Source organism: Pseudoxanthomonas japonensis, from assembly GCF_043632995.1.
Taxonomy (GTDB): domain Bacteria; phylum Pseudomonadota; class Gammaproteobacteria; order Xanthomonadales; family Xanthomonadaceae; genus Pseudoxanthomonas_A; species Pseudoxanthomonas_A japonensis.
On record NZ_CP171632.1, the window covers coordinates 3,987,690 to 4,008,214 of the forward strand.

Here is a 20,525-nt window from a genome sequence, read left to right on the forward strand (position 1 = left end):
CGTCATGGCTATACTCGCCCGCGGCATCCGGTGGGGACCGGGCGCCACAAGGAACGTCACACCACACAGGGGATCTCAATGCACGTCCATCATTTCGCCCGCATGGCCGCATGCGTGGCCGCGCTCGCGCTGCTCGCGGGCTGCGCACCCAAGTCGTATTCCGTCCGTCACCCGGCGCCGTCCGAGCAGCTGGTCTTCGGCACTGCCGCGCCTGCCACGACGCTGGCCCTGGTCGATGCCCGTCCCGGCGCGGGCCGCGCCTTCTCCAGCGGCATCCTGCCTGCCGCCCTGACGGTGGACGGCGCGCCGCTCGATGCCGCCGGCTACCTGGCCAGCAACCTGCAGGCCGAGCTGGTGGCGCGCGGCCTGCCCACGCAGGTCGAGCTGGGGGGCACGGCGCTGCCGACGCTGGAACTGACGGCGTTCCGCATGCAGAACCATCGCGCCAACGGCTTCAGCCCGTTCGTCACGCTGACCTTCCTGGGTGGCGAGCTGGTGACGCCGGAAGGCAAACAGCGCCTCGGCGTGTTCGTGAAGCGCGGCAAGGTCCCGGTCTGGAGCTTCGATGAAGTCGTCGAGCCCACGTTCAACCAGCCGCTGTCGCTCGCCATCAAGGAACTGGCGGCGAAGATCGCCGCCCGCCTGCATGGCGCGCGCAGCAGCGATGCCGATGTGGACCGTCTGGTGAAGAAGATCGGCACGCGCGGCGACGACAGTTATCTGGACGTGTACGCGCTCGGTTTCACCAACAACCCGACGGCGATCGGCCCCATGGCGGTGCTGGCGCGCGATCCGGACGAGTACGTCCGTCTGGCAGCCATTTCCTCGCTGGGCACGCTGGGTGCGGTCGACCAGCTGGAGCTGCTGACATCGATCTACCGCGACGGCACGCTCTGGCAGGACCGCGCCATGGCCCTGAAAGCCATCGGCGACCTGGATTCGCATGCCGCCGATGCGTTCCTTGCCGCGGAACATGCCGCGCTGGAGGCCAGGGCCGGCGACAAGGAAGTCGACTGGACGCTACAGGTCGTCCGTCTCTACCGATAGGCCTTCGGTCCGCTCACCTGAAGGCCCGCTCCGGCGGGCCTTCGTTTTCCCTGCCATCAGGCGGGCTCGTCCGGGATCTGCGCGCTCTCGAGCCGCGCGATGCAGTCCTTCAGCCACAGCTTGCGCTTCTTCAGGCGCTTGATCGCGACCTCGTCGGCGTCCGCGTCGTCGACCAGCCGCACGATGGCTTCGTCCAGGTCGCGGTGCTCCACCCGGAGCGCGGCGATCTTCTCGGCGATGTCGGCGGGGTTGTCGATGTCCACGCCGCGAGCGTACACCGCCGGCGGCGAGGGCGTCACCGCACCCCGGTACAATGGCGCCATGAGCACCGTCCTGCCCCTGCCCGACCCCGTCCTGCGCCGCCCGGCGGTCGACCCCCGCCGTGTCGCGCATGAGCAGGGCAAGCTGGCCAAGCGCCTGCGGCGCCAGGTCGGCCAGGCGATCGCCGATTTCGGCATGATCGAGGAGGGCGACAAGGTGATGGTGTGCCTGTCCGGCGGCAAGGACAGCTACACGATGCTGGACATCCTGCTGCAGCTGCAGAAGAAGGCGCCGGTCCGCTTCGAGCTGGTGGCGGTGAACCTGGACCAGAAACAGCCCGGGTTTCCCGGGCACGTGCTGCCGGAGTACCTGGAACGCGTCGGCGTGCCGTTCCACATCATCGAGCAGGACACCTATTCGGTGGTCAGCCGGGTGATCCCGGAAGGCAAGACGATGTGCTCGCTGTGCTCGCGCCTGCGCCGCGGCTCGCTGTACAGCTACGCCGAAGAGAACGGCTTCACCAAGATCGCGCTGGGACACCACCGGGACGACCTGGTGGCGACGTTCTTCCTGAACATGTTCTTCCACGCCAAGCTGTCGGGCATGCCGCCCAAGCTGCTGTCGGACAACGGCAAGCACGTGGTGATCCGCCCGCTCGCCTACGTGCGCGAGGACGACATCGCCGAATACGCCGAGGCCAAGGGCTTCCCCATCATTCCCTGCAACCTGTGCGGCAGCCAGGAGAACCTGCAGCGCAAGCAGGTCAAGAAGATGATGGATGCGTGGGAACGCGAGACGCCCGGCCGCATCGAGACCATCGCGCGCGCACTGGGCGACATCCGGCCCTCGCAGCTTTCCGACCCGAACCTGTTCGATTTCCTCTCGCTGGGCCATCGCGACGGCGCGGCATTGCCCAACGCCCATGCCTGGCTGGCCGGCGAGCCGCACGCGATGGCCGACGACGACGCTTGACCGCACGTTTACCCAACGTCGTCATTCCCGCGAAGGCGGGAACCCAGCGACGTTCGACAGATTCCCAGGCGCCCGTGAAAGGCACTGGGTTCCCGCCTTCGCGGGAATGACGAGCAAACACGAACCACCCCTTCCCAACCCGGTCCTTTCATGTTCTTCCGCAACCTGACCCTGTTCCGCTTCCCCACCTCGCTCGATTTCTCCCAGCTCGATGAACTCCTCCCCGAGGCCGCGCTCAAGCCCGTCGGTCCGCTGGAACTGTCCTCGCGCGGCTTCATCTCGCCGTTCGGCCGTGGCGAAGAGGCCCTGTCCCACCGTATCAACGACGCCATCTGGCTGAGCGTGGGCGGCGAGGACAAGATCCTGCCCGGCGCCGTGGTCAACGACCTGCTGCAGAAGAAGCTGCTGGAGATCGAGGCGAAGGAAGGGCGCAAGCCCGGCGGCAAGACCCGCAAGCGGCTGAAGGACGACCTGCTGCACGAACTGCTGCCGCGCGCGTTCGTGAAGCCGTCGCGCACCGATGCGCTGATCGACCTGGAGCTGGGCTTCATCGCCGTCGATGCGTCCTCGCGCAAGACCGGCGAGAACGTGGTGTCGGAAGTGCGCCGCGCGCTCGGCAGCTTCCCGGCGCTGCCGCTCAACGCCGAAGTGGCGCCGCGCAACGTGCTGACCGGCTGGATCGCCGGCGAGCCGCTGCCGGAAGGCCTGTCGCTGGGCGAGGAATGCGAGCTGAAGGACGCGATGGAAGGCGGCGCGGTGGTGAAGTGCCAGAACCAGGAGCTGCAGAGCGACGAGATCGCCAAGCACCTGGAGGCCGGCAAGCAGGTCACCAAACTGGCGCTGGTGCTGGACGACCACGTGTCGTTCGTCCTCGGCGAGGACCTGATCGTGCGCAAGCTGAAGTTCCTCGACGGCGCGGTCGACCAGTTGGAAAACACCGAGCACGACGACCTGCGCGCCGAACTGGATGCGCGCTTCGCGCTGATGGCGGGCGAGCTGAAGCGGCTGTTCCTGGTGCTGGAACACGCGCTCAAGCTCAGCAAGGCCGACTGAGCGCACGCGGCCACGGCGGCCCATCCGCTACCATCGCCCCATGCCGTCCCTGCTCCAGCGCCTGATCACCCGCACGCCCCGCAGCGTCGAGCGCGACACGGTGACGATGCAGCTGGAGGACGGTCGCACGATCGACATCCAGCGCGTCCGCGATCCGCGGGCGAAGCGCTTGAAGCTCAGCATCGACGAGCGTGGCGCACGGCTGACGCTGCCGTGGCGCGCCAGCCTGGTGTCGGGCGATCGCTTCCTGCACCAGCATCGCGGATGGCTGGCCGAGCAGCTCGCGCGCCACGCGCCGGACGACGATGCGCCCGCGTTCGTCCCGGGGGAGACGACCCACCTGCCGTTGCGCGGCGAGGACGTTCCCCTGCGGTGGCACGAAGGCCGCTTCGCCCGCATCGAGCGGCTGGATGACGGCATCCACGTCCACCTGCCTGCCCGCGTCAGCGACGTCACCCTGCGGCGGACGTTGCGCGCGTTCTACGAAGCCGAGGCGCGCGCCGACATCGGACGATGGCTGCCGGGCTACCTCGCCGGCCTGCCCCGCGCGCCACGCCAGATCCGCCTGAAGGTGATGTCCTCGCAATGGGGCTCGCTGGCGCCCGACGGCACGCTGACGCTGGACCTGGCGCTGGTGCTGGGCCGACCATCGGCGTTCGAGTACGTGCTGGTCCATGAACTCTGCCACCTGCTGCAGGCCAACCATTCGCCGGCCTTCTGGCGGGAGGTCGAAATCCGCTTCCCCACCTGGCGCGATGAGCGGGCGTGGTTCCACGCCGAGGGACGCCGGCTGAAAGCCCGGCTGCACCGGCTCCTCAACGCCCCCTAGGGCGCCGGTGGGCAGCGCACGCCGCCCATGTCCTGAATGAGACACGCGTCACGAATTGAGGGGCAAGCCGGATCCGGCGGGCCAGCAGGGAGCGCCGGGCCGCCGGCCGGCCCCTTCCTTCCGTCGCCTGTCCGCCATGACCCAGCGTCCGCCCACGCCACCTACGCCCTTCCCGTCCAATGTCGCGCCCCTTCCGCGCGCGCCCGGCGCCGGCAACGCCTCGCGGGAGTTCTCGCTGTACAACCTCCCGGCCAGCGAAACGGCGACCAGCCTCAACGCGCGCCGCGCGCTGATGAGCCGCAAGAGCCTGTCGGTCGAGGAAGCCGGCGCACGCGCCCGCGAACGACGCCGTGATGCCAGCCGCATCCAGCGCTTCGACCGCCTCGGGAAACTGCTCGCCCTGCTGTTGCCCGCCGCCGCCAGCGTGGCGTGGCTCGGCAGCACGCACGATTCCATTCCCGTGCTGCTCGCCGGCTACATCCTGTCGGGACTGGCGGCTGCGGGACTCATCGCCCGCCTGACACGGACACCGGCCGCGGCGCGCGCACCGCTGGAGCACTACTACCTGCCCAACGAACAACTGGCCAGTGCGGAAGACATCGCACTCCTGCGCCGCCTGGCGCAGCAGGACGGCGAGCTGGACGCGGTCACCACCGCCTGGTGGCGGAGCAGCGCGCCCATCCGGAAGGGCGACGTGGCGCTGGCCATGGACTTCCATGCCGCCAAGCGCGGCGGATCAGGACGCCAGGAAGCCTGAGACCACCGCGGCGACGCCGGCGGGATCTTCCATGTGCAGGTGGTGGGTGCCGGCGATGACATGCAGCCTGCCGTCAGGCAGGCGCGCGGCACGCTGCGAGCGCAGCGGTTCGGGAAAGTAGGGCTGCGGCGGATCGGCGTAGACCACCGTGGTGGGACAGGTGATGCCGGCCACCAGGGCCGACAGCTGCGCCTCGTCGAGCCGTTGCGGCGTGGGCAGTGTCAGCCGCTGATCGCTGCTCCAGACGAAGCCGCCTTCCAGCGGCCGCACGCCGCGCTCCACCAGCAGCCGCGCCGCCGGCTCGCTCAACTGGTTGGCCAGCATGCGGGCGCGCACCGGCGCGGCGAGATCGGCGAACACGCGCAGCGGCTTCCCGGGCAGCGCACGCGCGGCCGCGATCGCCTCGCGCCAGCGATCGGCGGTGCGCTCGACGGTTTCCGCCAGGCCGCCGAGCGCTTCGATCACCACCAGCCGCCGCACGCGCTGCGGTACTGCCGCCGCCATCAGGCTGGCGATGCCGGCGCCCATCGAATGGCCGAGCAGCGAGAACGTGTCCCAGCCCAGCGCATCGGCGATGTCGAGTACCGCATTGACCGCCACCCCGCTGGTGTACTCGGCGCCGGGCGCAAGATGCGCGCTGCGGCCATGGCCCGGCAGGTCGGGCGCCACCAGCTGCACGCCCGGCAGATGGGCGGCCAAGGGCACGAAGCTCGCCGCGTTGTCGAGCCAGCCGTGCAAGGCGAGCACGCGCGCACCGCCGTGGTCCGTCCGCAATCCGGCGATCCGCCCCAGCGGAATGTCCACCTCGAACTCGCGCAGGGTCATGCGCCGGCGCCCGCCACCCGCCGCGCCAGCGCCGCCAATGCATCGGCGTGCAGGGCATCGTCGTTGAGGCAGGGCACGTACCGCAGTTCGCCACCGCCGGCCTCATGGAAAAGCTCGGCGTTCTGCATGGCGATCTCTTCGAGCGTCTCCAGGCAGTCCACCGCGAAACCCGGGCAGACCACGTCGACCCGCTTCACGCCGCGCACGGCGAGCGCCTGCAGCGTGGCGTCGGTGGCCGGCTCGAGCCAGCGCTCCTTGCCGAAGCGGGACTGGTAGGTCAGCGTCCATTCGTAGTCGCGCAGGCCCAGCGCCTGCACGATGGCGCGCGTGCTGGCCTCGCACTGCTGTGGATACGGATCGCCGTTGCGCGCCAGCCGCTGCGGCAGGCCGTGGTACGAGAACAGCAGGTGTTCGCCGGGTTCGTGGCGTTCCCGCCATTGCCGGACCGAGGCCACGACCGCCGCGACCCACTGCGGATCCGTCGCGTACTGCTCGATGAACTGCACCTCGAGCCCGGCGGCCTCGCGCCGCACCACGTCGCGTACCGACTCGGTGGTCGTGGTGGAGTACTGCGGATAAAGCGGCAGCACCACCACGCTTCGGATGCCCTCCGCCCGCAGCGCGCGCAGCCGCGCGGCCAGCGCCGGTTGGCCGTAGCGCATCGCGTCGAGCACGCGCCAGTCCGGCAGCCGTGCCTGCATGGCGGCGGCCAACCGGCGCGTATGCACCGCGAGCGGCGAGCCGTCGGGCAGCCAGATGCTGGCGTACTTGGCCGCCGCCTTCGGTCCACGCAGCGGCAGGATGACGAAGTGCAGCAGCGGGCACCACAGCCATCGCGTCAGCTGCACCACGCGATGGTCGTGCAGGAATTCGGCCAGGTAGCGGCGGACCGCGCGCGGGGTGGGCGCGTCGGGCGTGCCGAGGTTGACGACAAGCAGAGCGGGGGGAGGCGTGTCAGGCATGCGTGTATTGTGTCAGAGCGCCTGCGGCGCGCCGAATCGATCCGATCCATGATCGCGATAGGCGCCTGCTGTCAGCACCGATTCATCCGACCCCGCCTACTTTCGGGCGGCTGCAGCGTGTCGCTGCCAATTCCCCCCATGGAGCCGTCATGAACCGCACCTCCCGTCGCCTGCTGCCGCCCACCGCGCTCGCGCTGGCCGCCGCCCTGTTCGCCGGCCAGGCCATCGCGGGTCCGAAGGAGGACGAGCGCGCCACCAACGCGGTGCGCGTGCTCAACGAGATCCAGCGCATTCCCGAGAACGGCATCCCCGACAAGCTGCTGGACGAAGGCCGGGCGATCGTCGTCATCCCCGATACGCTGAAGGCCGGCCTGGTGATCGGCGGCCGTCGCGGCCACGGCCTGATGTCGGTGAAGAATCCGGACGGCAGCTGGTCGCAGCCGGTCTTCATCAAGCTCACCGGCGGCAGCATCGGCTTCCAGGCCGGCGTGCAGTCGTCCGACGTGGTGCTGGTGTTCCGCAACGACCGCTCGCTCGACTCCATCGTCAACGGCAAGTTCACCCTCGGCGCCGATGCCGGCGTGGCGGCCGGCCCGGTCGGCCGCAATGCCAGCGCGTCCACCGATGGCCAGCTGAAGGCGGAGATCTGGTCGTGGTCGCGCGCGCGCGGCCTGTTCGCCGGGGTGGCGCTCGACGGTGCCGTGCTGCAGATCGACGACGATGCGAACACCGCCGTCTACGGCAGCGCCGCCACCCCGCGCGCGATTTTCGAGAGTCGTGCGGGCCAACCGTCGAGCGCGGTGGTCGGATTCCGCGACGAACTGGAAGAGGTCACCGAGCTCGCCCGCGGCAATCGGGGCACCGGCGGCGCGCACACCCAGGCTCGCGCGCCGGCACCGGCCGTCGCGCCGGTGGTGGTCGAAGCCCCGGCCCCCACGCAGACCCAGGGATTCGAGCCGGTGCAGGACGGCGAAGTGCGTACCGAGCCGCTCGACAGCACACCCTGACGGAAGTAATGGGCGGTGGATCGCCATCCCGGCGGTCCGCCTGCGCTATCCTGAGCGCCCCAACTTTCCTGCGAGCACACCATGGGCGGTTTGAGCATCTGGCATTGGATCATCGTGCTGGTGGTCGTGTTGCTCGTCTTCGGCACCAAGCGCCTGCGCAACGCCGGCCAGGACCTGGGCGAGGCGGTCAAGGGCTTCAAGAAGGGCATGAAGGACGACGACGCGCCGGCTGGCCAGCTGAACGACCAGTCGCGCACCGATGAGTCCAGCGCCGCCAAAGAGCGCGACCGCGACGCCAACTGATCGCGCGGCATCGCGTCCGCGTCCATGTTCGATATCGGTTTCAGTGAACTGCTGGTCATCGCGGTCGTCGCGCTGATCGTGCTGGGTCCCGAACGCCTGCCCAAGGCGGCGCGCTTCGCCGGCCTGTGGGTACGCCGCGCGCGCGCGCAGTGGTATTCGGTGAAGGACGAACTGGAACGCGAACTCGCCTCCGAGGAACTCAAGCGCAACCTCAAGGACGCCCAGGATGCCTTGCGCGACACCGAGCAGCGCATCCGCGACAGCACGCGCGAGACCGAACGCCAGTTCGAGGACCTGCGGCAGGCCACGCGCGACGACGCGAAGGCGCTGCGCGACGACGTGGAATCCGCCATCACGCCTCCCGCACTGGCGAAACCACCGGCGGCGGATCCCGCACCGGAGTCCGCTGATCCCGTGACGGAAGACGAAGGTCGTCTCGCCTCGACCACCGACGCGCACGGCGATGCGCCGCAGGACGCGACGCCAGCGCCCGAGGCCGGCACGACCGCCGACCTGTTCCCGCCGAAGGACGCACGATGAACCGCGCATCCCCGGAACAGGAAGCCGAAAGCAGCCTGATGGAGCATCTGCTGGAGCTGCGCACGCGGCTGATGCGCGGGCTGGCCGGTACCGGCATCATCCTGCTCGCGCTGCTGCCGTTCGTGCGCCAGCTCTACGACCGCCTTGCCCAGCCGCTGATTTCCCAGCTGCCCGCGGGCCAGGCCACGCAGATGATCGCCAGCGATCCGACCTCCGGATTCTTCGCGCCGATCAAGCTGGCGTTCTTCCTGGCGCTGTTCCTGTCTTCGCCGTGGCTGCTGTTCCAGGCGTGGAGCTTCGTCGCACCCGGCCTGTACAAGCACGAGAAGCGGCTGGCGATGCCGCTGCTGGTGTCGGCCATCCTGCTGTTCTACGCGGGATGCGCGTTCGCCTACTTCCTGGTGCTGCCCAGTGTGTTCCATGCACTCACGGTGTTCACGCCGGACATCGTGACGCTGGCGCCGGACCCGGCGAAGTACCTGGACTTCGTGATGGTGATCTTCCTGGCCTTCGGCGTGAGCTTCGAATTGCCGGTGGCGCTGGTGATCATGGTGTTGCTGGGCTGGGTCACGCCGCAGCAGCTGCGCGAGGGCCGCGGCTATGCCATCGTCGGGGTGTTCGTCATCGCCGCGCTGATCACCCCGCCCGACGTGGTGTCGCAGCTGATGCTCGCCATCCCGATGTGCCTGCTGTACGAACTGGGCATCGTCGCGGCGGGATGGCTCAAGCCGCGCGCGCGCGCCGACAACGCCTGAGCGATCGTGCGCCGAACGCGCCGCAGCGCGCCCGGACGGCCAACCATCGCGCGCCAGCCGCGCAATCGCCTCACCGCGCAGGCCTTCGCCCACCGCTCGTGACGCCCAAGCCGTCGTCGCGCGACTCAGCAAACCATGAACGCCTCGACCGCAGATGATCGCCTGCCGTGGAGCGGAGCTTGCTCCGCTGCTCTGCGGCCGACCTTGGTCGCGGCTCAGTCGAGCAAGCTCGACTCTACGGAATGCGGCGCCCGCGCCGGTCTCGGCTGGCACGCTCAAACAGAAGGAACGACCCGCTTGGTAAGGTGGGCCTCGGCCCACCGTCTGCCCTGCCCGACGCTCAGACTTCGATCCGGGTCGGCGCCACAGAGCCACCCGGCGCAGCCGACGCCTCGCCCAGCATCTGCCGCCACGCCGCATACGCCGCGCCCGCCAGCACCGGCATGACCAGCGCCATCAGGGTGAACTGCCACAGGCCCATGGCAATGGCGCCGCCCACGACCAGCGCCAGGATCGAGGCGACCAGCAGCGTGCCCATGCCCACGGCGAAGATGGCGATGCCGGCCAGCAGGTAGAACACCAGCATCGCGGTCCAGTTGTGCACGCAGGCGCGCAGGCTGTTGCGCATGGCGTCCATGACGTGCGTGCCGGAGAACAGGATCTGCGGCGACGCGATGAACGTCATCCACTTCACCGCCACGAAGACGACGGTCACCAGCAACAGCCACAGCAGCAGGCGGCCGGCAGGCAGGCCTTCGACCAGTGAAGGATCCGGCTGGCCACCGGCAGCGGCGATGGTCTGCATCTTCTGGTAGACATCGGCCAGGTGCTGCAGCTGTTCGGTGCCGACGAGCACGAACAGCAGTGCGCCCATCACCAGCGCAGCCAGCAGCTGCGGCAGCAGCGTGGCCAACAGTGCCGGCGCATGGCCGTCGCGGACCGGCTGCAACAGGTGCGATGGCTGCGCCGCGCGACCCTGGTCCACCTCGCGCACGGCCCACAGCATGCCCGCGAAGAACAGCGGCCCGGCCAGCACCAGCAGGAACTGCATGGCCAGCGTCATCGCCGGCAGCGTCACCGCCACCAGCGCCACGACCATCGACAGCAGGCCCCACAGCACCGCCAGCGTCGCCAGCGGCACCGGTGCGCGCTTCAGCAGGGCGAAGCCCGCCAGCAGCCATTCTGCGCCGGCACTGGCCGGCACCTTGTTGATCGTCGACATCGGGGTTCTCTGGGAGAAGTACAGCAGGAAGGCTCAGCGCGCGTGCAGGCCACGCGCATGGCGGACGAACCGCCGCAATAGTTTGCGGGCTTGCGGCGCCGCCGTCACGCTGCGGGCGATGGTGCCCGGGCAGCGGCCCTCGCTGCGCAGGTGGTCGGCACGCGCGTGCACGTAACCGCGCATGTGGTGGGTGGCGAATTCGGGGTGGAACTGCACGCCCCAGGCGCGATCGCGCCAGCGGAACGCGTGGCAGTCGTCCTGCTCCGACCGTGCCAGCACGGTGGCGCCTTCCGGTGGCCGCGCCACGGTCTGCACGTGGGTGGCATGCGCGGTGAACTTCAGCGGCAGCGCCGAGAACAGCGGATCGTCCTGCGCATGCGGGTGCAGGTCGATGTGGACGGTGCCGGATTCGCGGCCGGCCGGGTTGTAGGCGACTTCGCCGCCCAGCGCATGCGCCAGCAGCTGGTGGCCGTAGCAGATGCCCAGCAGCGGCAGGCCTTCGTGGGCGGCGTCGCGCAGCCAGTCGGCGCTGCGCTCGCTCCAGTCGGCGCGGTCGGTGACCATCGCGGCGGAGCCGCTGACGATGACGCCGGCGAACCCCTCGCGCGAAGGAAGCGCATCGCCGCGTTCGACGTTCGCCACCACGGTCTCGTCCGCCTCCAGCCCGGCGGCCACGCGGATCCAGTGCGGGAAGCCGCCATAACGCCGCATCGACTGCACCGGCTGTCCGGTTTCGACGATGAGGAAGGGGGCTTTCACGGAAGTATCCACGACGGCGGCGAACGGGCGAAAAGCGGCGGAAGGACAAGGGCTTGCCCGTATACTAGCCCGCTTTTCCGCAGTGCACGATAACGCGATGGCCGGACAAACCATTTCACCGGTAACCACCTTCCAGGGCCTCAGTTTCCAGGCCCTGATCCAGACCCTGAACCAGTACTGGGCCGAGCAGGGCTGCGTGCTGATCCAGCCGCTGGATCTCGAAGTGGGCGCCGGCACCTTCCACCCCGCCACCTTCCTGCGCGCCCTCGGTCCCGAGCCGTGGAATGCCGCCTACGTGCAGCCCAGCCGCCGCCCCACCGACGGCCGCTACGGCGAAAACCCCAACCGCCTGCAGCGCTACTACCAGTACCAGGTGGTGATGAAGCCGAACCCCGACAACATCCAGGAACTCTATCTGGGCTCGTTGAAGGCGCTGGGCATCGATCCTCGCGTGCACGACCTGCGCTTCGTCGAGGACAACTGGGAATCGCCGACCCTCGGCGCCTGGGGCCTGGGTTGGGAAGTCTGGTTGAACGGCATGGAAGTCACCCAGTTCACCTACTTCCAGCAGGCCGGCGGCCTGGAATGCCGCCCGGTGCTGGGCGAGATCACCTACGGCCTCGAGCGCCTCTGCATGTACCTGCAGAACGTCGACAACGTCTACGACCTCGTCTGGACGGTCGGTCCGCAGGGCGTGGTGACCTACGGCGACGTGTACCACCAGAACGAAGTCGAGCAGAGCACGTACAACTTCGAACACGCCAACGTCGAAGAACTGTTCAAGCGCTTCGACGCGTACGAAACGGAAGCTTTCAAACTCGTGGAAGCCGGCCTGCCCCTGCCCGCGTACGAGCAGGTCACCAAGGCCAGCCACAGCTTCAACCTGCTGGACGCGCGCCGCGCGATCTCCGTCACCGAGCGCCAACGCTACATCCTGCGCGTGCGCAAGCTGGCGCAGGCAGTGGCCGAGGCGTACTACGCGCAGCGGGAGAAGCTGGGCTTTCCCGGACTGAAGAAAGAACCCGCTTGAAGCCCCTCTCCCCTCGGCGACCGCAGGAAGTCCCTGTGGGAGAGAGGGGTTGGGGAGAGGGTCCGGCGGAATCCGGATGGTTCACCGCCACGGACTCCACCGCACCCTCATCCGCCCTTCGGGCACCTTCTCCCGCAGGGAGAAGGGAACAACTCAAGGTTGCATGCACATGAGCGAACAAAAATCCCTGCTGGTCGAACTGGGTACCGAAGAGCTGCCGGTCAAGGCGCTGCCGGGCCTGGCGCAGGCCTTCTTCGATGGCGTGATCGCGGCGCTGGAGAAGCGCGGCATCGGCTACGAACGCGGCGACGCCAAGCCGCTGTACACGCCGCGGCGCCTGGCGGTGCTGTTGCCGGCAGTCGACGTGGAACAGCCGGAGCAGAAGTCCGAAGTGCTCGGCCCGTACCTCAACATCGCGCTGGACGCGAATGGCGCGCCGACCAAGGCGCTGGAAGGCTTCGCGGCGAAGGCCGGCATCGACTGGACGCAGCTGGAGCGCACCACCGACGGCAAGGGCGAGCGTTTCGTCCACCGCGCGGTGAAGCCCGGCGCGAAGACCGCCGACCTGCTGGCCGACATCGTGCGCGAGGCGCTGGCCGGCATGCCGATTCCCAAGCCGATGCGCTGGGGCGACCACGATTACGCTTTCGCGCGGCCGGTGCACTGGCTGGTGCTGCTGCTCGGCAACGATGTGGTGCCGGCCGATGTGCTGGGCGTGACGTCCGACCGCATGAGCCGCGGCCACCGCTTCGAACACGACAAGGCGGTATGGATCAATAGCCCCGACGACTACGTCATCGCCCTGGAAGGCGCGAAGGTGCTGGTCGATCCCGACGCGCGCCGCGCACGGATAGCGGCGGAAGTGCACAGGGCGGCCGAGCAGGCGGGTGGCAGCGCACGCATCACCGACGACAACCTGGAACAGGTGGTCTGCCTGACCGAATGGCCGGCGGCGGTGCTGTGCAGTTTCGAATCCGCGTTCCTGGCCGTGCCGCAGGAAGCGCTGATCGAGACCATGGAGATCAACCAGAAGTTCTTCCCGGTGCTCAGCGACGGCGGCAAGCTGACTGAGCATTTCATCGGCATCGCCAACATCGAGTCGCAGAACGTCGACGAAGTGCGCAAGGGCTACGAGCGCGTGATCCGTCCGCGCTTCAGCGATGCGAAGTTCTTCTTCGACGAGGACCTGAAGCAGGGCCTGACGTCGATGGGCGATGGCCTGAAGACCGTCACCTACCAGGCCAAGCTGGGCAGCGTCGCCGACAAGGTGGCGCGTGTGGCCGCACTGGCGGAAACCATCGCTGCGCAGGTCGGTGCCGACCCGGCACAGGCGCGTCGCGCCGCCGAACTGGCGAAGAACGACCTGCAGTCGCGCATGGTCAACGAGTTCCCGGAACTGCAGGGCATCGCCGGCCGTCACTACGCCCTCGCCGCCGGTGAGCCGAAGGAGATCGCGCTGGCCATCGACGAGGCTTACCAGCCACGCTTCGCCGGCGACGACATCGCACTGTCGCCGCTGGGCAAGGTGCTGGCGATTGCGGAACGGCTCGACACGCTGGCGGGTGGCTTTGCCGCGGGTTTGAAGCCCACGGGCAACAAGGATCCGTTTGCGCTGCGTCGCAATGCGTTGGGGTTGGCAAGGACGGTAATCGAGAGTGGGTTTGATCTCAACTTAAATTCATTGCTCGACAAAGCACTGAATGGAATCGCTAAACAATCGGTAACCATAACGAGCGGAGGCAGCACGTCCGTCGGACCTAATGTGCCCGCCAAGCCGTCGCTTCAACTCAACATTCAGCAGCACAGGAAGGATGCAATCAAGCTTGACGAGGTCGCTGGACATGAAATCTACGACTTCATCCTCGACCGCCTGCGCAGCTACTACGCCGACAAGGGCGTGCCCGCCGCACACTTCAACGCCGTCGCCGAACTGAAGCCCGCCTCGCTGTACGACTTCGACACGCGACTGGACGCCATCGGCACCTTCGCCACGCTGCCGGAAGCCGACGCGCTGGCCGCCGCCAACAAGCGCATCGGCAACATCCTGAAGAAGGCCGACATCGACATCCCGCACGCGATCGACCGCGCGCTGCTGACCGACCCGGCCGAAAGCGCGCTGGCCGAAGCGGTGGAAGCCGTGCTCGGCGAGACCGACGAAGCCCTGCACCACCACGACTACGTGACCGTGCTGAACCACCTCGCCCGCCTGCGCCCGCAGGTCGACGCGTTCTTCGACGGCGTGATGGTCAACGCCGACGACCCGGCCGTGCGCGCCAACCGCCTTGCGCTGCTCAAGCGCCTGGCCGACCGCTTTCGGGCGGTGGCGGCGATCGAGCATCTGTCGGGCTGACGTCCTCGCATTGCGCCCCCCTCCGCTTGCGGGGGAGGGCTGGGGTGGGGGAAAGCGCGATGTGTGGACCGCTCGCATCACCATCGTCCGTGTCATATCGCTTTCGCCCCCATCCCAGCCTTCCCCCGCATGCGGGGGAAGGAGCAGATCGCGGTGACGACATGTTTGCGTGAACGATGTTCCGCTTGATGGCGCCCACCCTTCACCCCGCTTAACCCGCACCGGGTATCCTGCGCGCATGCGTCGATTCCCCCGCCTCGCCACCTTCGTCGTCCTGCTCGCCGCCACGGCTCCGGCCTGGGCTGCCGCCATCGTCGACAAGGTGCAGGTCGAAGGTCTGGACGACGAGTTGATGATCGAAAACATCAACGCCGCGCTGTCGCTGAACGACTCGCTGGGCAAGCGGCTCGGCGAGTCGCGGCTGGAGTACCTGCTCGGCGAGGCCGTGGCCGAGGCGCGCGAGGCGCTGGAGCCGTTCGGCTACTACTCGCCCACCGTCACCCTCGACGCGCCTCGCACTGAAAGCGCTGAAGACGAACGCCTGACCGTCACCGTGCGCGTGCAACTGGGCGAGCCGGTGCGCGTGCGGCGGCGCGACCTGTCCATCGAGGGCGAAGGTGGCGACGACCGCTACCTGAAGGAGGACCTGGCAGCGTTCGCGCCGAACGTCGGCGACGTCTTCGACCACACCACGTACGAAGCGAGCAAGCTGGCCATCGTGCGGCGCCTGGCCGACCGCGGTTACTTCGATGCCGACTTCACCCATCGCCGCGTCGAGGTCACGCGTGCCGACCACGCCGCCGACATCGCGCTGGGCTGGGTCAGCGGCATCCGCTACGACATGGGCGCCACCACCTTCCACCAGGACAAGTTCGACCCGGGCCTGCTGGAGAAGCTGGTGTACTGGGAAGAAGGCAGCTACTTCCACCAGGGCAAGCTGGACCGCCTGCGCGAATCGCTGTCGGGCCTGGACTATTTTTCCAGCATCGACATCCAGGCCAACCCCGACAAGGCGGTCGACGGCCGCGTGCCGATCGACGTGAACCTGGAACTGGCCAAGCGCGACATCTACACCGCCGGCCTGGCGTACGGCACCGAGAGCGGCCCCGGTATCCGCCTGGGCCTGGACCGCCGCTACGTCAACTCGCGCGGGCACAAGCTGTCCACGTTCCTGGACTACGCGCAGAAGCGCAAGACGCTGGTCACGCAGTACCGTATTCCCGCGTTCAAGTGGCTGGACGGCTGGTACACCGTCGGCGTGCAGGCCAGCGACGAGCAGACCGACTACATCGACCTGCGCCATGTCGAATTCACCGGCAGCCGCAGCGGCCAGGTGAGCGAGGACTGGACGGCGGTGGCGTCGATCCACGCGCTGCGCGAGCGCTGGCGCTACGTCGAGGACGATCCGCTGACCGGCCTGCCCGACACTACCGTCGAGTACGCCACGTTCACCTACCCCTCGCTGCGCGCCGACTACACCAACTCGCCGGTGGGCTCGAACCGTCCCGACCAGCTGGCCGGTTCCATCCTGCTGCGCGGCGGCGTGGATGGCGCGGGCTCCGATGCCAACTTCCTGCAGTTCCACATGCGCGCACGCTGGTCGCAGCGCTACAAGACGAACAGCGCGCTGATCGTGCGCGGCGAATACGGCCACACCTTCACCAGTTCGCTGGTGGCGATGCCGCCGTCGCTGCGCTTCTTCGCCGGCGGCGACCGCAGCATCCGCGGTTATGCGTGGCGCGAGGTCGGCCCGCGCCGCGGCGACTACGCGCTGGGCGCGAAGAACGTGCTGACCAGCAGCGTCGAGTACGAGTTCTATCCGAAGGGCGGTCCATACGGCGGCGCGGTGTTCGTCGATACCGGCAGCGCCTTCGACGGCACACGCCCGGACCTGAGCACCGGCGTGGGCGTGGGCTTCCGCTGGCGTTCGCCGGTCGGACCGGTACGCCTGGACGTGGCGCACGGCCTCAACGATCCGGACTCCAGCTTCCAGATCTACCTCAACATCGGGACGGATCTGTGAGGAAGTACAAGCTCCCCGACGACCTGACGCCGGAAGAGCGCGAGGCGCGCATCGCCGAACTGCGCGCGCGCCGCAAGGCACGCATGCGCACGCTGGCGATCCGCAGCGCGATCGGCACCGGCGTGCTCACCGTGCTGCTGTGCATCGGCCTGTACTGGCTGCTGCAGACCGTCGCCGGCCGCGACGTGCTGCTGGCGCAGATCAAGGCGCGGCTGCCGGCGGACGCGTCGTTGGACTATCGCGAGGTGGAAGGACCGATCGCCGGCCCGCTGACCCTGCGCGGCGTGGACTTCCGCTGGGACAAGATCCACTTCACCGCCGACGAGGTCTACCTGGAGCCGGACCTGCGTCCGCTGCTGGGCAAGCGCCTGCGCCTGGACGTGCTGAAGCTGCGCGGCGCGATGCTCGATGTGCCCGAGAGCGATGAGCCGTTCGAGCTGCCGCACTGGCCGGACGTGCTGCCGCAGATCGAGATGCCGTTGGCGATCCAGGCCGATGCACTGGAGATCGACCGCTTCCTGATCCGCCAGGGTGGCCAGCCGGTCATCGACATCACGCGCGCCAGCGGCGCCCTCGACATCGGCAACGGCTACGTGCACGCCGGGAAGCTGGCCATCGCCAGCGACCGCGGCGCCTTCGGCGTGCATGGCAGTTATGCCCCGCGCGATGGCTACGCGACCGATCTCACGGCCACCGGCGTGTTCCCCGCGTCGCTCGGGCGCACACCGGCGCGCATCGGCCTGGTAGCCCGCGGCAACCGCGCGCGCATGAATGTCGGCGTGTCCGGCGCCGCACCGGCACCGCTGCGCGCCACGCTCACGCTGCGCGGCGAGACCAGGCCGACCTGGAACTTCGCGGCGAAGACCGAAGCGCTGGATCTCTCGTTGCTGGACGTGATGGACGACAGCACGCCGGTATCGTTCGACCTAGCCGCCAAGGGCGCCGGCGGCGCGGCCGACCTGCAGGGCACCGTGCAGCAGGGCGACATCGCGGTGGTGATCGAACCCTCGCATGCGCGCATCGATGGCGAAGTGCTGACGGTGGAACCGCTGGCGATCCGCGCGTTCGATGGCTACGCCTCGCTGCGCGGCCGCGCCGATTTCACCGTGCCAGAGAATCCGGAGTTCCGCTTCGCGGTCAACGCGCGTGGCCTGCGCTGGGGCAGCGACGCGGACAGCATGATCGGCGCCGAAGGCGACTTCGGCGTGGCCGGCAAGCTGGAAGCCTGGGCCGCCATCGGCAAGGCGACGCTGACCCGCGGCGACGACAGCGCGCTGCTGGAATTCGATGGCAGCGGCAACGCCGAGCGCGCGCAGTTGAAGACGCTGCGCGCCACCATGCCGACCGGCACGCTGGATGCCACCGGCACCGTCGGCTGGTCGCCGGCACTGGACTGGGACGTCACTGCCACGCTGGCCGGCTTCGATCCCGGCTACTTCGCCGCGGGCTGGAACGGCAACGTGTCCGGCCAGCTCGCATCGAAGGGCAAGCAGCGCGAAGACGGACTGTTCCAGGGCACGCTGGACATCCCCAGGCTCAACGGGCGCCTGCGCGACCGCGCACTGGATGCGCGCGGCACGTTCGCCCTCGATGGCAACAACGGCTCGGGCGATCTTGCGCTGTCGCTCGGCGGCAGCCGCGTCACCGCCAAGGGCAAGGTCGGCGATACGCTCGACATCGACGCCGCGTTCGACCCGCTCAACCTGGCGGACCTGCTGCCGGACGCCAGCGGCACGCTGGCCGGCACGGTCAACCTGACCGGCGCCCGCACCGCGCCGAACGTCGATGCCGACCTCGGCGGCCAGAACCTGCGCTGGAACGACTGGAGCGCCGGTACGCTCAGCCTGCGCGGGCGTCTGCCGTGGCGCAGCGGCGAGGGCAACCTCGCCTTGCAGGGCAGCGCGATCGACGTCGGTACCGTACTGGACAGCGTCAGCGTGACGGCGCGCGGCGCAGTGGAAGACCTGCGCTTCGACGGCGACGCGCGCAATGCGATGGGCGCGGTCGCGCTGTCGGGCACGGCGCAGAAACGTGGCGCCAACTGGCAGGGCACGCTGGATGCATTGCGCATCGCGCTGTCGAAAGGCAGCCCGTGGACGCTGCGGCAACCGGCACGCTTCGCCCAGAACGGTGCCAACTGGACGCTGTCGGAAAGCTGCCTCGGCTCGGACATCGGCGGCGCGCTGTGCGCCAGCGCCAACTGGCCGCGGCAGGGGCTGGAGATCCGGGGCGAAGCGTTGTCGCTCGCCCTGGTGCAACCGTGGCTGCCGCCCAGCGACGGCCGCCCGCTGACGCTGCGCGGCGAGTTCACCCTCGATGCGACGCTGCGTCCCGCCGGCAATGCGTGGCAGGGTGAAGTGCACCTGGCCTCACTCGACGGCGGCCTGAAGATGGGCACGACCGCGCGTGGCGAGATCATCCGCTACGACAACTTCACCCTCGATGTGGACTTCACCCCGCAGCGGATCCAGGGCCGCCTGGGCACCGGCTTCAAGGGCGACGGTTACGTCGATGCCACGTTCAACACCGGCTGGGATGCGTTCGCGCCGCTGAAGGGCGACCTGTACTTCCACAACTCGCGCCTGTTCTGGCTGGAACTGTTCTCGCCGGACCTGGTGCGTCCGCAGGGCAAGCTGGCGGGCCACATCGGCGTCGCCGGCACGCGCGGACACCCGCTGCTCAGCGGCGAAGCGACGTTGACCGAGTTCACCGGCGAACTGCCCGCGCTCGGCGTGTCGCTGGCCGATGGCGGCGCCGAACTGGTCGCGCTGTCGGACGGCAGTGCACGCATCAGCGGCAGCATGAAGACGGTCTCGTCCACGGGCGGTACCGGGACCGGTGGCGTGCTCAACGTCACCGGCACGCTGGGCTGGAACAACGACACCACGCCGCTGCAGTTCCAGGTGCGCGGCGACAACGTGCTGGTCTCCGACACCACCGACCTGCGCGCGGTCGCGTCGCCGAACCTGCAGGTGGGCTTCGCCGACAACACCATCCAGGTGCGCGGCGAGGTCGGCATCCCGTCGGCGACGATCGACGTCGAGAAGCTAGACGATGGCGTCTCCGCATCGGAAGACGTGGTGGTCCTCGACCCCGTCGATCCGGAGCGCGCGCCCAGTTCGCGGCTGGATCTCGATCTGGCCCTGAAGGTCGGCGACAAGGTCGAACTGAAGGGCTACGGTCTGGAAGGCACGCTGGCGGGCACCATGCACGTGCGCTCGCAGCCGGGCCGCGAAATGCTGGCGACCGGCCGGCTCGACGTCGATGGTCGATACGAGGCCTACGGGCAGAAGCTGCGCATCACCCGCGGCGAGCTGACGTGGAGCAACAACGCCGTCTCCGATCCGCGCATCAACATCCGCGCCGAGCGCGAGGTGGTCAGTGCGGGTGTCACCGCCGGCATCGACGTCACCGGCCGCGCCAGCCAGCCGCGCGCGCGCGTCTGGTCGAATCCGTCGATGTCCGAATCCGAAGCCCTCGCCTATCTGGTGCTCGGACGCTCGCTCAACACCGCCAGCAGCGACGAAAGCCAGCGCATCAATGCGGCCTCGTCCGCGCTCGGCGCCGGCGCCGGCCTGCTGGCCTCGCAGCTGGGCGCGAAGATCGGCCTGGACGATGCCGGCGTGCTGGAATCGCGCACGCTCGGCGGTTCCGTATTCGGCGTGGGCAAGTACCTCTCGCCCAAGCTGTACGTCAGCTACGGCGTGTCGATGGTCGGTTCCGGTTCGGCAGTGACGCTGAAGTACCTGCTGCGCAAGGGCTTCGACGTGGAAATCGAGTCGAGCACCATCGAAACGCGCGGCTCCATCAACTGGCGCAAGGAAAAGTAA

18 protein-coding genes are annotated in these 20,525 nt (G+C 68.8%); 13 read left to right on the top strand and 5 right to left on the bottom strand.

Annotated elements, in window-relative coordinates:
• Positions 1-78 precede the first annotated feature (78 nt).
• Complete coding sequence (locus ACGHX3_RS18720; RefSeq protein WP_394695821.1) at positions 79-1,047, top strand: HEAT repeat domain-containing protein; 969 nt, start codon at positions 79-81, stop codon at positions 1,045-1,047.
• Between the two features lie 56 nt (positions 1,048-1,103).
• Here ACGHX3_RS18720 and ACGHX3_RS18725 read toward each other — a convergent pair whose 3' ends face one another.
• Positions 1,104-1,370 (bottom strand): YdcH family protein, encoded by a 267-nt coding sequence (locus ACGHX3_RS18725; RefSeq protein ID WP_202924203.1) that lies wholly within the window; start codon positions 1,368-1,370, stop codon positions 1,104-1,106.
• Between ACGHX3_RS18725 and ttcA the strand changes: the two genes are divergently transcribed.
• From ttcA to ACGHX3_RS18745, 4 genes are all read left to right on the top strand, one after another.
• Positions 1,369-2,280 (top strand): tRNA 2-thiocytidine(32) synthetase TtcA, encoded by a 912-nt coding sequence (gene ttcA / locus ACGHX3_RS18730; protein ID WP_394695822.1) that lies wholly within the window; start codon positions 1,369-1,371, stop codon positions 2,278-2,280. The two genes, ACGHX3_RS18725 and ttcA, sit on opposite strands and share 2 nt — an antisense overlap.
• Positions 2,281-2,430: 150 nt before the next feature.
• Entirely contained in the window at positions 2,431-3,333 is a 903-nt protein-coding gene (locus tag ACGHX3_RS18735) for a recombination-associated protein RdgC (RefSeq protein WP_394695823.1), read from the top strand.
• Positions 3,334-3,373: 40 nt separating this feature from the next.
• On the top strand, positions 3,374-4,162 hold the full coding sequence (locus tag ACGHX3_RS18740; protein ID WP_394695824.1) for a M48 family metallopeptidase: 789 nt from the start codon (positions 3,374-3,376) through the stop codon (positions 4,160-4,162).
• 136 nt (positions 4,163-4,298) lie between these two features.
• A complete protein-coding gene (locus tag ACGHX3_RS18745) occupies positions 4,299-4,919 on the top strand; it encodes a hypothetical protein (protein WP_313928526.1) in 621 nt (206 codons plus the stop codon).
• Here ACGHX3_RS18745 and ACGHX3_RS18750 read toward each other — a convergent pair.
• Positions 4,899-5,744 (bottom strand): alpha/beta fold hydrolase, encoded by an 846-nt coding sequence (locus ACGHX3_RS18750; RefSeq protein ID WP_394695825.1) that lies wholly within the window; start codon positions 5,742-5,744, stop codon positions 4,899-4,901. The genes ACGHX3_RS18745 and ACGHX3_RS18750 overlap by 21 nt on opposite strands.
• Positions 5,741-6,706 carry a ferrochelatase gene (hemH, locus tag ACGHX3_RS18755; protein WP_394695826.1) on the bottom strand — a complete coding sequence of 322 codons (966 nt, stop codon included), beginning with the start codon at positions 6,704-6,706 and terminating at the stop codon, positions 5,741-5,743. Before hemH ends, ACGHX3_RS18750 begins: the two co-directional genes overlap by 4 nt.
• Before the next feature lie 149 nt (positions 6,707-6,855).
• Here hemH and ACGHX3_RS18760 point away from each other — a divergent pair, with 149 nt between their 5' ends.
• From ACGHX3_RS18760 to tatC, 4 genes are all read left to right on the top strand, one after another.
• Entirely contained in the window at positions 6,856-7,713 is an 858-nt protein-coding gene (locus ACGHX3_RS18760; protein WP_162338918.1) for a lipid-binding SYLF domain-containing protein, read from the top strand.
• 81 nt (positions 7,714-7,794) lie between these two features.
• The gene (tatA, locus tag ACGHX3_RS18765) at positions 7,795-8,016 is read left to right on the top strand and encodes a Sec-independent protein translocase subunit TatA (RefSeq protein ID WP_162338917.1); all 222 of its coding nucleotides are present in this window, start codon (positions 7,795-7,797) and stop codon (positions 8,014-8,016) included.
• A gap of 24 nt (positions 8,017-8,040) precedes the next feature.
• Entirely contained in the window at positions 8,041-8,556 is a 516-nt protein-coding gene (gene tatB, locus ACGHX3_RS18770) for a Sec-independent protein translocase protein TatB (RefSeq protein WP_394695827.1), read from the top strand.
• Positions 8,553-9,311 (top strand): twin-arginine translocase subunit TatC, encoded by a 759-nt coding sequence (gene tatC, locus ACGHX3_RS18775; protein ID WP_313928521.1) that lies wholly within the window; start codon positions 8,553-8,555, stop codon positions 9,309-9,311. The genes tatB and tatC overlap by 4 nt, the downstream gene beginning before the upstream one ends.
• 340 nt (positions 9,312-9,651) lie before the next feature.
• On the opposite strand, the gene ACGHX3_RS18780 is transcribed toward tatC, so the two are convergent.
• Entirely contained in the window at positions 9,652-10,533 is an 882-nt protein-coding gene (locus tag ACGHX3_RS18780) for a BPSS1780 family membrane protein (RefSeq protein WP_394695828.1), read from the bottom strand.
• Positions 10,534-10,566: 33 nt separating this feature from the next.
• The gene (locus ACGHX3_RS18785; protein WP_238391320.1) at positions 10,567-11,244 is read right to left on the bottom strand and encodes a glutamine amidotransferase; all 678 of its coding nucleotides are present in this window, start codon (positions 11,242-11,244) and stop codon (positions 10,567-10,569) included.
• A 145-nt stretch (positions 11,245-11,389) separates the two neighbouring features.
• On the opposite strand from ACGHX3_RS18785, the gene glyQ reads away from it, so the two are divergent.
• The 4 genes from glyQ (at position 11,390) to ACGHX3_RS18805 (ending at position 20,525) form a co-directional block, all read left to right on the top strand.
• Positions 11,390-12,322 (top strand): glycine--tRNA ligase subunit alpha, encoded by a 933-nt coding sequence (gene glyQ, locus ACGHX3_RS18790; RefSeq protein ID WP_394695829.1) that lies wholly within the window; start codon positions 11,390-11,392, stop codon positions 12,320-12,322.
• A gap of 169 nt (positions 12,323-12,491) precedes the next feature.
• Complete coding sequence (gene glyS, locus ACGHX3_RS18795; RefSeq protein ID WP_394695830.1) at positions 12,492-14,672, top strand: glycine--tRNA ligase subunit beta; 2,181 nt, start codon at positions 12,492-12,494, stop codon at positions 14,670-14,672.
• Between the two features lie 238 nt (positions 14,673-14,910).
• A complete protein-coding gene (locus ACGHX3_RS18800; protein WP_162338910.1) occupies positions 14,911-16,695 on the top strand; it encodes an autotransporter assembly complex family protein in 1,785 nt (594 codons plus the stop codon).
• 83 nt (positions 16,696-16,778) lie between these two features.
• The gene (locus tag ACGHX3_RS18805; protein ID WP_394697332.1) at positions 16,779-20,525 is read left to right on the top strand and encodes a translocation/assembly module TamB domain-containing protein; all 3,747 of its coding nucleotides are present in this window, start codon (positions 16,779-16,781) and stop codon (positions 20,523-20,525) included.

Coding starts and splice junctions, on each gene's coding strand:
- tatA (WP_162338917.1), top strand. CDS start 7,795: ATGGGCGGTTTGAGCATCTGGCATTGGATCATCGTGCTGGTGGTCGTG.
- ACGHX3_RS18785 (WP_238391320.1), bottom strand. CDS start 11,244: ATGCGGCGTTATGGCGGCTTCCCGCACTGGATCCGCGTGGCCGCCGGG.
- ACGHX3_RS18780 (WP_394695828.1), bottom strand. CDS start 10,533: ATGTCGACGATCAACAAGGTGCCGGCCAGTGCCGGCGCAGAATGGCTG.
- ACGHX3_RS18805 (WP_394697332.1), top strand. CDS start 16,779: ATGCGCACGCTGGCGATCCGCAGCGCGATCGGCACCGGCGTGCTCACC.
- hemH (WP_394695826.1), bottom strand. CDS start 6,706: ATGCCTGACACGCCTCCCCCCGCTCTGCTTGTCGTCAACCTCGGCACG.
- ACGHX3_RS18740 (WP_394695824.1), top strand. CDS start 3,374: ATGCCGTCCCTGCTCCAGCGCCTGATCACCCGCACGCCCCGCAGCGTC.
- glyQ (WP_394695829.1), top strand. CDS start 11,390: ATGGCCGGACAAACCATTTCACCGGTAACCACCTTCCAGGGCCTCAGT.
- ACGHX3_RS18725 (WP_202924203.1), bottom strand. CDS start 1,370: ATGGCGCCATTGTACCGGGGTGCGGTGACGCCCTCGCCGCCGGCGGTG.
- tatC (WP_313928521.1), top strand. CDS start 8,553: ATGAACCGCGCATCCCCGGAACAGGAAGCCGAAAGCAGCCTGATGGAG.
- ACGHX3_RS18720 (WP_394695821.1), top strand. CDS start 79: ATGCACGTCCATCATTTCGCCCGCATGGCCGCATGCGTGGCCGCGCTC.
- tatB (WP_394695827.1), top strand. CDS start 8,041: ATGTTCGATATCGGTTTCAGTGAACTGCTGGTCATCGCGGTCGTCGCG.
- ACGHX3_RS18750 (WP_394695825.1), bottom strand. CDS start 5,744: ATGACCCTGCGCGAGTTCGAGGTGGACATTCCGCTGGGGCGGATCGCC.
- glyS (WP_394695830.1), top strand. CDS start 12,492: ATGAGCGAACAAAAATCCCTGCTGGTCGAACTGGGTACCGAAGAGCTG.
- ttcA (WP_394695822.1), top strand. CDS start 1,369: ATGAGCACCGTCCTGCCCCTGCCCGACCCCGTCCTGCGCCGCCCGGCG.
- ACGHX3_RS18735 (WP_394695823.1), top strand. CDS start 2,431: ATGTTCTTCCGCAACCTGACCCTGTTCCGCTTCCCCACCTCGCTCGAT.
- ACGHX3_RS18800 (WP_162338910.1), top strand. CDS start 14,911: ATGCGTCGATTCCCCCGCCTCGCCACCTTCGTCGTCCTGCTCGCCGCC.
- ACGHX3_RS18745 (WP_313928526.1), top strand. CDS start 4,299: ATGACCCAGCGTCCGCCCACGCCACCTACGCCCTTCCCGTCCAATGTC.
- ACGHX3_RS18760 (WP_162338918.1), top strand. CDS start 6,856: ATGAACCGCACCTCCCGTCGCCTGCTGCCGCCCACCGCGCTCGCGCTG.